At 59.8% G+C, this 12,632-nt stretch carries 5 protein-coding genes; 4 read left to right on the forward strand and 1 reads right to left on the reverse strand.

Annotated features, from left to right (window positions below):
* The first annotated feature begins 37 nt into the window (after positions 1-37).
* The 4 genes from Enr13x_RS36040 to Enr13x_RS38695 all read left to right on the forward strand — a co-directional run bounded on the left by Enr13x_RS36040 (position 38) and on the right by Enr13x_RS38695 (position 10,991).
* Positions 38-1,078, forward strand: a complete 1,041-nt coding sequence (locus tag Enr13x_RS36040; protein WP_145392875.1) for a protein arginine kinase — start codon at positions 38-40, stop codon at positions 1,076-1,078.
* Between the two features lie 151 nt (positions 1,079-1,229).
* Entirely contained in the window at positions 1,230-5,180 is a 3,951-nt protein-coding gene (locus Enr13x_RS36045) for a PVC-type heme-binding CxxCH protein (protein WP_145391764.1), read from the forward strand.
* 426 nt (positions 5,181-5,606) lie between these two features.
* A complete protein-coding gene (locus tag Enr13x_RS36050) occupies positions 5,607-7,217 on the forward strand; it encodes an arylsulfatase (protein WP_145391765.1) in 1,611 nt (536 codons plus the stop codon).
* Between the two features lie 285 nt (positions 7,218-7,502).
* Positions 7,503-10,991, forward strand: coding sequence for a sulfatase-like hydrolase/transferase (locus Enr13x_RS38695; protein WP_197455628.1), 3,489 nt, complete (start codon positions 7,503-7,505; stop codon positions 10,989-10,991).
* A gap of 188 nt (positions 10,992-11,179) precedes the next feature.
* Here the strand turns inward: Enr13x_RS38695 and Enr13x_RS36060 are convergent, their stop codons facing one another.
* The gene (locus Enr13x_RS36060) at positions 11,180-12,631 is read right to left on the reverse strand and encodes a DUF1501 domain-containing protein (protein ID WP_145391766.1); all 1,452 of its coding nucleotides are present in this window, start codon (positions 12,629-12,631) and stop codon (positions 11,180-11,182) included.
* Position 12,632: the final 1 nt, after the last annotated feature.

Raw genomic sequence — 12,632 nt, forward strand, 5'->3', positions numbered from 1 at the left:
GGACTTTGACGAACTGGCCCGGTACAGCGGCGAATGGATGCGCGGCGAAGGGCCAGAATCGGATATCGTGATCAGCACCCGAATTCGATTGGCCCGGAACCTGGCCGATTTTCCATTCATTCGTCGCTGCAGCGACGAAGATCGATTGAGCATCGAACGGACGGTCCGTGCCCGCATGGAAAGTCTGACCGACAACCATTGGAAATCCGCCCACTACGTTGACCTGGAACCGCTCTCGGAAATCGATCGACAACTGCTGGTCGAACGCCAACTGATCAGTCGCGAAATCGCCGAATCCGACGGTTCCCGCGCCGTCGCCTTTGATGCGACCGAAGGATACAGCGTGATGGTCAACGAAGAAGACCACTTGCGGATCCAAGTCATGAAAAGTGGCTTGGACATCAAAAACACCTGGGAGCAAGTCAATCGCATCGATAACATGCTCGAAGAAGTCATCTTGTACGCGTTCCATCCGCGTTACGGCTACCTGACCGCTTGCCCGACCAACGTCGGCACGGGATTGCGAGTCAGCGTGATGTTGCATCTGCCGGCACTGGTCATCACCGAACAGATGGATCGTGTCTTTCGCAGCATGCAACGGATCAACGTCACCGTCCGCGGACTCTACGGCGAAGGCTCCCAGTACACCGGTGACTTCTATCAAGTCAGCAACCAAGTCACGCTCGGCCACAGCGAAGCCGACTTGTTGGCCTTGGTCGGTGACGAGGTCGCACCGCGGATCATCGAATACGAACGCAAGGCGCGTCAGGCGTTGCTGAAAAACAACCGCGATGACTTGCACGACGAAGTCAGCCGGGCGATGGGCATCCTGAGCACGGCGAGAAAGATCAGCAGCGAAGAAACGATGCACCACCTGTCCAAGATCCGGCTCGGGATCAGCATGGGGCTGATCGAACAACCGGACGTCAAAGTCATCAATCAACTGTTCTTACAAACCCAATCGGCGCACCTGCAAAAACTGCAAGGCCGCGTCCTCGGCACCGCCGAACGCCACGCCCGCCGCGCCAGTTTCCTGCAACACCACCTGGCCGGAAAAGACGACGCCACCTGGAATTAGCCGCCGGTGGACGAAGTAGGGCATGCTGTGCATGCCGGCCCTCTCTGGCGTTTGCTTGCTGCGCAAACGCCGTCTCTCCCAGAGGGGGAGAGAATCTAAATCGGTTATGATGGGGGCTCAACCTGCTCCCCTCCATCGATGCCCTGATCTGATGAATCCATCATCCCTCCTGCTTCGTCCGCTTCACTCCCTCACGCTCTGCGCGTTCTTTTTGGCCGCGTTCAGTGTCGCGCCCGCCGAGGACGCCCCAAGTCGGAAAGCGAAAAAGCCGCCCCGCAAGCCTGCCGTCAAGGACGCCAGAAACACCGACACCGGACTGCCGGATCCGCCCCAGGATCCCGCCCTGGCCCGGTTCGGCATCTACGAAAAAACCGCACCGCGGGCCGAATCCACCGATCCGGTCGTCACCACGTTGCCCCTGACGCTGCAACCGAAGGATCGCATCGCGCTGATCGGCAACGCCTTGCTGGAACGGTCCGGCCAATTCGGCCATCTGGAAGCGATGATCCAACAATCGTTCCCCAATCACCAATTGACCGTGCGCCATCTGGCCTGGACCGCCGACGAGATCGACTTGCAACCGCGACCCGATAACTTTGCCGACACGCTGCAGCACCTGAACCACGAAAATGTGGATGTCATCTTCGCCGCCTATGGGTTCAACGAGTCGTTTGCCGGCGACGCCGGACTGGATCGGTTCCGCGCTGCGCTCGGCCGCTACGTGAGCGAATTAAAAACCAAAGCCTTCAACGGTCACTCCGCACCGCGTCTGGTTTTGGTTTCACCGATCGCCAATGAAAACCTGCCAAACATTCCGGCCGCGGATCGCAACAACGACACCATCGGAAAGTACGTCGACGTGATGCGCGACGTCGCGGCCGAGCAAGGTGTCGGGTTCGCCGATGTCTTTGCCCCGACACGCCGGCAGTTCGAAAGCCTGGGGTCGGACCACACGATCAACGGCATCCACCTCAACCAAGACGGCGACCGGTTCTTTTCAAAGACCTTGTTTGAAAAAGTGTTTCGCCGCGACGCTCCCGACATCAAACCCGAGTTGACCGAAGTCATCGCAGACAAGAACCGACAATTCTTCCGACGGTTTCGACCGCTGAACACGTTTTATTACACCGGCGGCCGCAGCAAGACGTACGGCTATCTGGACTTTTTGCCGGCGATGCGAAATTTTGATTTGATGACCGCCAACCGTGACGCGCGGATCTGGGAACTCGCCGCCGGAACGACACAGTCCACTGAAATCGATGACAGCAACTTGCCCCCGATGCCGGAGACCAAACAAAGCCGTGGGGCGAATGTCTGGATGACCGCCGCGGATGAACAGCAAGCGTTTCAGGTTGACCCGCGATTCGAAGTCAACTTGTTCGCCGGTGAAGAACAATTCCCCGAGATCGCCAATCCGATTCAAATGCGTTGGGATTCCCGCGGCCGCCTGTGGGTCAGTTGTTCGACCACCTACCCGCATGTTTATCCCGGCAAAGAACCCAACGACAAACTGGTGATTTTGGAAGACAGCGACGGGGACGGCCGGGCCGACAAGTCAACCGTCTTCGCCGATGACCTGCACGTGCCGCTGTCGTTCGAGTTCGGCGACGGCGGAGTCTATGTGTCCGAACAACCCAGTCTGAGTTTCCTGAAGGATACCGATGGCGATGACCGAGCCGACGTGCACGAAGTCGTGTTGACGGGTTTTGGAACCGAAGACTCGCACCATTCGCTGCACGATTTCACCTGGACGCCCGACGGAGACCTGATCTTTCGGGAATCGATTTTCCATCATTCCCAAGTCGAAACGCCTTACGGACCGGTGCGTCAACAGAACAGCGGCTGGTTTCGATTCCAGCCCCGCACGCAGCGATTGGTCGGTTTCGGAAGCTACCACAGCACCAACCCCTGGGGCGTGACCTTCGACGACTGGGGCCAACACATGGCCAGTCACCCCGTCTACGCCGAAGCCTTTCATTCACTCGACCCGCCCTACCCAGGGCAACATCCCAAACCGACGGGACTGCAAGCCTACTCGGGTGTTTGCGGTCACCACCTGGTCGACTTCCCGACGTTCCCTGCCGAATTGCAAGGCGGTTTCATCAAGGTCCGTTACAAGCCGACCAACCGCGTCGAGATCCACAAATGGGTCGAAGGCCCATTCGGATACAACGAGGAATACGTCGGAGATCTATTGTTCAGTAAGAACCTGAGCTTCATCCCCGTCGACCTGCAATGGGGACCGCGTGGCGCGCTGTACGTTTGCGACTGGTACAACCCGATCAAAGGCCACGCGCAGTATTCGCTCCGCGATCCACGCCGCGACCGAGATTCCGGACGGATCTGGAGGATCACCGCCAAGGGGATTCCGCTGCAAGAACCTCCCAAAATCGCGGACGCATCGGTCGGCGAGCTGCTGCAACTGCTCAAACGTCCCGAGTACCGCATCCGCGATTGGGCTAAACGTGAGCTGCGTGAACGCGACCGTGACGAAGTGCTGCGCAAACTCGACAACTTTCTGGTGAACCTTGATTCATCCGATCCACGCTTCCGGCATCACCAGATCGAAGCGATCTGGGCCTATCGAACGATCGGCCTGGTCGACTTGCCCGTCAGCATCAACCCGCCGATCGGAAACATTGCGTCATCGCGCCGGTCACAGGGTCAAACGAGTTCCCGAGATCTCACCGGCGACCGGTCCAGCCTTGCCCTGGCCACCACCACGCTGCGGCAACTGATGTCGTGCGACGATCCCCATGCCCGCGCCGCGGCGACAAAACAACTGCGGTATTGGCATCCCTACATGGACGACGCCATCGAGTGGCTCAACCGCAGTGCCAACGACCCCAACGGCATCGTCCGCATGCAAGCCGTGATCGCGGCCACCTATGTCGGATCGGAAGCGGCCTTGGAAGCGATCTTGGATGTGTTCACCTACCCCCGCGACGGGCACCTGCAATACGCGATCACGTGCGCCCTGGGTTCCAGAACACTCCGTCCACACTGGGAAAACGACGATCGTTGGGGGATCACGCGACGTCTCAAGCAAGCCGCCAAGGACAGCACGATCAAAGAGCCCACGCCGGGCGCCTCCGAGGCGCAGTTTGATTCCCAGAAGAACGTCAACGTCGTCCGCATCTCCGCGATCCCCGAAAAGATGTTGTTCTCCGTGACCAGCATCACGGCCACCCCGGGACAGCCCGTCAAGATTGTGTTCACCAACCCCGACGCGACGGACCACAACCTGGTGATCGTCAAACCGGGGGCGCTCGCGGAAGTCGGGATGGCGGCCAATGAAATGGCCAAAGACCCCCGCAACGCCAAATCGGACTTCATCCCGCGCGAGAAAAGCGAGCTGATTTTGCACGCCACGCCGATGATCGGACCGACCCGTTCCTCGCTGGTCCATGTGTTGCGATTCAACGCACCGACGGAACCCGGAATCTATCCCTATGTTTGCACCTTTCCGGGTCACTGGGTGGTGATGAACGGGGTGCTGGTCGTCGCCGAGGACGCCGCCAGTGCCGAGCGTCTGTTGGCCGGCAGCAAACCCAAGATCATCAACAACTGGACGATGGATGACTTTGCCGACTTCGACAATTCGGCGCGCCTGGCCGATCCCCAAGCCCGAACGCGCGGGATGATGGCGTTCGTCAAAGCCAACTGCAATCAATGCCACGTCGTCGCGGGCCACGGCGTCGACCTGGGCCCCAAACTGGAAGAGTCCGTGAAGAAACTCAAGGGCGTCGAATTGCTGCGACAAATCATCGAGCCCTCGTCCAAGATCCATGAGGACTATCAAACGTCACGGTTCCTGCTGACCGACGGACGCATCGTTACCGGGGTGGTCGTCGAAGAAGACAAGCAATCGTTCCGCGTGGCCACCAATCTACTGACGCCGAATTCGTTGACCGAAGTCCGCAAACGCGACGTGGAAATCCGTTCGGCGTCCAAGCTGTCGCCGATGCCCGTGGGACTGTTGGACGTGTTGACCCGAGACGAAATTCTCGATATGCACGCCTACGTCCAGTCCGGCGGCTACCAATTGCCCGGCCACATCGATCACCACCATCACCACGGTGCGGCGGAGCCAACGAAATAGTGCCGCATGCCTGATTCATACTGCTCGGGAAAACCGCAATCCGACGATTGGTAGCGGCAGGGCGCGAGCCCTCCGGTGCTTTGGTATGGATGGTGAACCGGAGGGCTCGCGGGCTGTCGGTTTTGTGAGCCGTGACGCGTAAGCGGCCGGGCACTGCGACGAAAGCCCGAGGCCTTACGGCCAGCGGCTCACCATTGACTCAGCAGATCCCGACTCAATCGACAGCCCGCTCGCGCCCTGCCGCCAAAACAAGCTGACGCGACCGGCTGCAAGCCTCTCCCGCTCTTACGATCCTGCGTCAATCTCTTTCGCGATGTTCCAACCGCGTGGAATTCACCGCCACCGGAGTTCCCGACTGGTTTAACATGGAGCGTCGATGATCTTGCCATCCGTGGTCTCCATCCCTTCCCCCCCAACGCCCGAACCATGCCACGAAGTCGTTACCGTCGCCGCGTGACGCACCTGTTCGCGCTCACGCTGCTCTGCTTCGCATCGGCGACACAGGCGGAGCGACCGAATATCGTGGTCATCATGGTCGATGACATGGGGTTTTCGGATATTGGACCTTACGGCAGTGAAATTCCGACACCGCACTTGGACGCGCTGGCCGCCGGCGGTGTTCGGTTTTCGCAGTTTTACAACACCGGTCGTTGTTGCCCCACACGTGCGACGTTGCTGACCGGCCTGTACGCGCACGAAACCGGCGTCGGCTGGATGACCACCGACCAGGGAACGCCCGGCTACCGGGGCCGATTGAACAATCAATGCGTCACGATCGCCGAGGTCCTGCGTGATGCCGGCTACTTCACCGCGATGACCGGCAAGTGGCACGTCGGATTCAACCACGGCGTCACACCCTGGGGACGTGGATTCGATCGCAGTTTGAACCTGCCCGCCGGCGGATTGCATTTTTCAAACCAGACCGGTTCCAAGGGCCGCACCAAGATGTTTCTCAATGGTGAAGAGGTTGCCCGCGATGATCCGCAGTTCGATCCGCCCTGGTATGGCAGCGACCTGTGGACCGAGCAGGGAATCCGATTCGTTGACGAAGCGATTGCGGCGGAGAAACCGTTTTTCTGGTACTTGGCCCACGTCGCGCCGCACTTCCCCTGCATGGCCCCGGAGGACACGATCGCCAAGTATCGGGGCAAGTACATGCAGGGCTGGGACAAGCTTCGTGAGCAGCGATACGCCCGCCAAATTGAATCCGGGCTGATCGACGATCAGTGGGAACTGGAACCCCGCCCCGAAGAAATCCCAGCCTGGGACTCACTGACACCTGCTGAACAAAAACGTTACGACGACATGATGGCGATCTACGCCGCCATGATCGAAGACGTCGACAAGAACATCGGCAAGCTCGTCGATGCGCTCCGCGAACGGTCGCAGTTGGACAACACGTTGATCCTGTTTTTGTCCGACAACGGCGGTAACGCCGAAGCCGGCATCAAGGGCAAGTACAAGGGTGATCATCCCGGTGACCCGCATTCGGACGTCTTCATCGGCAAGTGCTGGGCACACCTAAACAACACACCGTTCCGCAAGTACAAACACTACAACCACGAAGGCGGGACGGCGTCGCCGCTGATCGCCCATTGGCCCGCGCAGATCGATCCCCAACCGGGCGCGGACGGCTGGATGAACACGCCGACGCATCTGATCGACATCATGGCGACGTGTGTGGATCTGGGCGAAGCCACCTACCCGCCAGAATTCAACGGACAGGCGATCAAACCGATGCGCGGACAGAGCCTCAAGCCCTTGCTGACCGGTGACGGCGTGTTCACCAAACGGACGTTGTACTGGGAACACGAAGGCAACGCGGCGATTCGTGTCGGTGATCGTAAACTCGTCCGCGCCAGCATTCGCGGCTCCTGGGAATTATTTGATCTGAAGACGGATCGCACCGAGCAAACCGACCTGGCCGCGGAATCCCCCGCCGAAGTCAAAACACTGGCCACCCGGTGGCGCAAATGGGCCAACGAAGTGGGAGCGATGCCCAAGCCGGGCCCCAAGAAAAAGAAAAAGCAGAATTGACAGACAACTGCCTCCAGAGTGCGCCGCGCGGTGGGCAAGAAAACGGATCAGTCCCAGCACGTGGCGTAAGCGGCTTGTTGACTTTGTGAGCCGTGACGCGTAGGCGGCCGGGCTTTGCGGGCCTGCCCGAGGCCTTACGGCCAGCGGCTCACTATTGACTCAGCAGATCGCGACTAAATCGACAGTCCCTCAGCCAGTGGCGCGTGTTGACTGCCAATGCATCACACGCCGCTCGCTAACGCTTCCCGCTGGTTTAGCTAAACACCTTCCCCCGGAGAATTCCTCGTGCCCTCTTGTTTGAAATCTGTGTCGTCGGCACTCGCCGCGCTCGCGGTCATGCTTGTTTGCTCCCCGTGTTTGAAAGCCCAAACCGACGATCCATCCCCCGCATGGTCACCGGTCAAAGACGCGATGGTCAGTCGCTGGGCAAAACAGATCACGCCGGACAACGTTTGGGCCCAGTACCCGCGTCCGCAAATGACGCGTTCGGAGTGGACGAACCTGAACGGGTTGTGGGACTACGCCGTCAGCAACAGCGACGCCGAACAGCCGAATCAGTGGACGGGAAAGATCCTCGTCCCGTTCGCGATCGAATCCCCCTTGTCCGGTGTGGGTCGGCGGCTGGCCGCCGATGAAACACTCTGGTACCGCACCACCTTTGACCGATCCGATGTCTTCCCCGGCGAACAAGCCACTCCGATTCGGATTCATTTCGAAGCCGTCGACTATCGTTGCAACGTCTGGCTGAACGGTCGGTCGTTGGGCGAACACGTCGGCGGAAACCTGCCGTTCTCGTTCCTGGTCGAAGACGGGCTTCGAGACGCGCAAAACGAACTGATTGTCAAAGTCGTGGACGCAACCGATGCGACGGGCAAGTACCAATTGCGCGGCAAGCAAAAGGTCGACAACCGCGGCATCTTCTACACGCCGGTTTCGGGCATCTGGCAAACCGTTTGGATCGAACCGGTCGCCACGTCACACATCGTCGACTTGAAAGTCACCGGCGACGCCAGCGGGAACGTGGTCGTCAACGCCAACACGCAGGGTGACGCCAAATCGATTCGCGTCGTCGCGAAAGACAAACAGCAACAAGTTGCCCAATCCGCGTCGGGCAGCGGCGAAGTCCAGCTTGCCATTGCCGACGGCAAGCTCTGGTCGCCCGATTCGCCGTTTCTGTACGACTTGCAGATCGATCTGCTCGACGACGCGGGACAAGTGGTCGACACAGTCGGATCCTACGTCGGTCTGCGAACCGTGGGCAAACAACGTGACGCCAACGGCGACCTGCGTCTGACGCTCAACGGGCAAGAGATTTTCCACTGGGGGCCGCTCGACCAAGGCTGGTGGCCGGGCGGATTGCTGACGCCCCCATCCGACGAAGCGATCCGATTCGAAATCGACTTCTTGCAACGGGCCGGATTCAACATGATCCGCAAGCACATCAAGGTCGAACCGCGGCGGTACTACTACCACTGCGATCGGGCCGGCATGCTCGTGTGGCAGGACCAGATCGAAGGCGGCGCGGGATTCGAATCCGGCGAATGGCCGAAGTGGCAACGTCTGGATCGCGAACACGAAAAAGCGAACTTGCCCCGATCATGGAAACCCGGCGACCCGCTCGATGCGACGTGGCCCGACGGGGCGCACCGGCAATTCATGACCGAACTGAAAGGAATGGTCGATCACCTTTACAACCATCCGTCCATCGTGACCTGGGTGCCGTTCAACGAGCGATGGGGCCAACACCGGACGATGGAAGTCGGCCGGTGGATCGTCGATTACGATCCGACGCGGCACATCAACATCGCCAGCGGAGGCAACTTTTTCGCCGTCGGTGACATGGCCGACGAGCACGTCTATCCGCACCCGAACTTCCCCGTCGACGACGATCGCTATGACGACTTCGTGAAAATCGTCGGCGAATTCGGCGGCCACGGCTGGCCCGTGGCCAATCACCTGTGGCGCAAAAGCAACCGAAATTGGGGTTACGGCGGGCTGCCGAAAACCAAACCGGAATACATCGAACGCTACAAGGAATCGATCCGTCGCTTGGCCGACCTGAAAAAACGCGGCGTCGCAGGTGCCGTCTACACGCAAACGACCGACGTCGAAGGCGAAATCAATGGATTGATGACCTACGATCGCGACGTCATCAAAATCGCCGCGGGACACTTGAAACAAATCGCCGTCGACGCCGGCTTGATCTCCGGCGGAAACCATCTCACCAAGACCCGGCCGAACATCATCATCGTCCTGGTCGACGACATGGGATATTCCGACCTCGGTTGCTACGGCGGCGAAATCGATACCCCCAACATCGACGCACTGGCCGCCGACGGATTGCGGTTCACCCAGTTCTACAACCAAGGCCGTTGCTGCCCGACGCGGGCAAGCCTGATCACGGGGCTGCAACCGCACCAGGTCGGCATCGGTCACATGACCGCACCGCCCGGACAACCGCTCGGCATTGAAGGTCCCTACCAGGGTTATCTCAACGACAACTGCACGACCCTGGCCGAGGTGCTGAAATCGGCCGACTACACCACGCTGATGACCGGAAAGTGGCATCTGGGGGCCGATCGCAAGGAATGCTGGCCGCTGCAACGAGGATTCGACCGGTACTACGGATGCATCAGCGGCGCGATCAATTACTTCAAACCCGGCGGCGATCGTGGATTGACCGAAGGCAACGAAGCGATCGACGTCCCGCAGGATTTCTACGCCACCGATACCTTCACCGACAAAGCGATCGAGTACATCGACGGTGCGACCGAGTCCGGCGACAAACCGTTTTTCCTGTACCTGGCCTACAACGCGCCCCACTGGCCGCTGAACGCCAAATGGGAAGATTATCAAAAGTACCGCGGCAAGTACAAAGACGGCTGGCGCGCGATGATGCAGGCGCGAAACGAGCGTCAACGTGAACTCGGACTGCTCCGCGACGACACCACGCCCGCCGAACATCCCGGCCCCCAATGGGACAGCTTGGATGAAAAACAACGCGACCGCTTGGATGCCGTCATGGCGGCCTACGCCGGGTGCATCGATTCGATCGATCAGAATATCGGCAAACTGGTCGGGCACCTCAAAGCGATCGACCAATTGGACAACACCGTGATCTTTTTCTTGAGTGACAACGGCGCCTGTCAAGAAGGAGGAAAGCTGGGCGTCGGCGACGAAGCGATGGTCAAAGATCCTCCGCTGGAAACGACCGCCGGCGTTCGCATCGGATTGCACTGGGCCGGTGCCTGCAATACGCCTTATCGAAAGTACAAACACTACGTGCACGAAGGCGGCGCGTGCACGCCGATGATCGCCCATTGGCCGGCCGGAATCGCGGAGAAGGAGCGCGGAACGTTGATGCACCGACGGGCCTACCTGCAAGACTTCATGACCACCGTGATCGACCTGGCCGGCGGTTCCTACCCCGAGGGAATCCCCAAGTGCGAAGGCCAGTCGCTGGGCCCGTTGTTGGCCGGCACACGCCAAGACATCCACTTCGACCCGCTGTACTGGGAACACGAAGGCAACGCGGCGGTCCGCATGGGCAAATGGAAACTCGTCCGCGAATACGAAAAACCGTGGGAGCTGTATGATTTTTCCAAAGACCGCAACGAACTCAATGACCTGTCAAAACAAAAGCCGGTCCTGCGCAAGGACATGATCCAGATGTGGGAGTCCTGGGCCACGGAAACCGGCGTCGCCTTCCCCGAACGCTTCAACATGTACCAGTTTCTCAATCAGAAGCACAAACAGGACAAGGCTGCGAAGTAACGATAGGGGTGGTTGCCGCAGGCACCATCCGTTGGTGTGGATGTACGACGTCCTTTCCAGGTCGTCGTCGGGAGTCCAGCGGACGACGGCCCGGAAGGGCCATCGTACTCGAAAGACCACGCGTCCTAAGCTGGATGGTCCCTCGAGGCTGTACACCAACGGTTGCTGCCCTTTCTTCGGGCCTGATCTCAACCGCCCACCACACCTCGCAGCACCTGCCCGTGGACGTCGGTCAGGCGTCGGTCAATGCCGTTGTGTCGTACCGTCAGCCGTTTGTGATCGATGCCCAGCAGGTGCAGCATCGTTGCATTGATGTCGTAAACGGTCGTCGCATGGTCACGGCTTTCGGGACGGAACCCCCACTCGTCGCTTCTGCCGAAGGTTCCGGGCGTGACGCCGCCGCCGCACATCCAATTGGTGAACACGAAGGGATTGTGGTCACGGCCTTCGCTGCCCTGAGAACACGGCATCCGCCCGAACTCGGTGGTCCACACGATCAACGTGTCGTCCAACATCCCTCGCTGCGCCAGATCTTTGATCAATGCCGCCGCTCCGTGTGACATCCCCAACGCCAACGGGCCATGATCGCGCGCCACGTTCTCATGGCTGTCCCAATTTCGGCGTGGAAACCCGTTGTCATTGCCGCTCCAGATTTGCACAAATCGCACACCGCGTTCGAGCAATCGCCGCGCGACCAAACACTTGCGTCCAAAGAACTCGGTTTCGGCTTTCGGGTTGATCTCCGTGTCATCGACGTGCGAACCCTCATCGACCAATCCATACAGATCGCGGATGTGCTGCGGCTCGGAGGACAGGTCCAGCGCGTCGGTGGCCGAGAGCTGCATTGCGGCGGCCAGCTCATACGAGCGGACGCGGGCGTCAAGCCGATCGTCACTCGGTCGGCGCGCCGCATAGGCGGTGTTGAGTTGTTTCAGTGCCTGCAACCCCGCACGGTCGCTCTCCGGCGTGATGAAATCGCTTTCCGGTGGGAACAGATCCGTGATCGGCGTCTTGCCGCTGGGCCGCAACACCGTGCCCTGGTGGCTTGCCGACAAAAACGCGTTGCCCCAATTTTTGGCACCGTTGGAAGCGAACCCGCGATGATCGGGCAACACGACGAAGGTCGGTAGATTCTCGTTTTCGCTGCCCAAGCCATAGGACACCCACGAGCCCGCGCTGGGGAATCCCGGCAAGTTGAATCCCGTGGTCTGCAGCAGCGTGCCCTGGCTGTGGACACCGGTTTTGCCGACCAGATTGTGAATGAACGCGATCTCGTCGACGACCTCACCGAGCGGCGCGACGATTTCGCTGAGCTGCTTGCCGCTTTGTCCGTACGGTTTAAATTTCCAAGGACTGGCAAAGCAATCACCGGGCTGGCTCTGAAACAGCTCGACGGTCTCACCGGGATCCCACGGCTCGCCGTTGCGTTTTCCCAAGGCCGGTTTGTAGTCAAACGTGTCCACGTGACTGGCCGCACCCGCCATGAACAATTGAACGACCCGCTTGGCTTTGGGCGGATGGTGCAGCACCACATCGGCCGAGGCATCCTCGCGATGCAGCAAGTCCGCCAGCGCGATTCCGGCAAACCCGCCGAGCCCCTGACGGAGAATCGATCGTCGATGGATCGTCTGGAATTTCATG

The sequence above is a fragment of the Stieleria neptunia genome (genome assembly GCF_007754155.1).
Classification (GTDB): domain Bacteria; phylum Planctomycetota; class Planctomycetia; order Pirellulales; family Pirellulaceae; genus Stieleria; species Stieleria neptunia.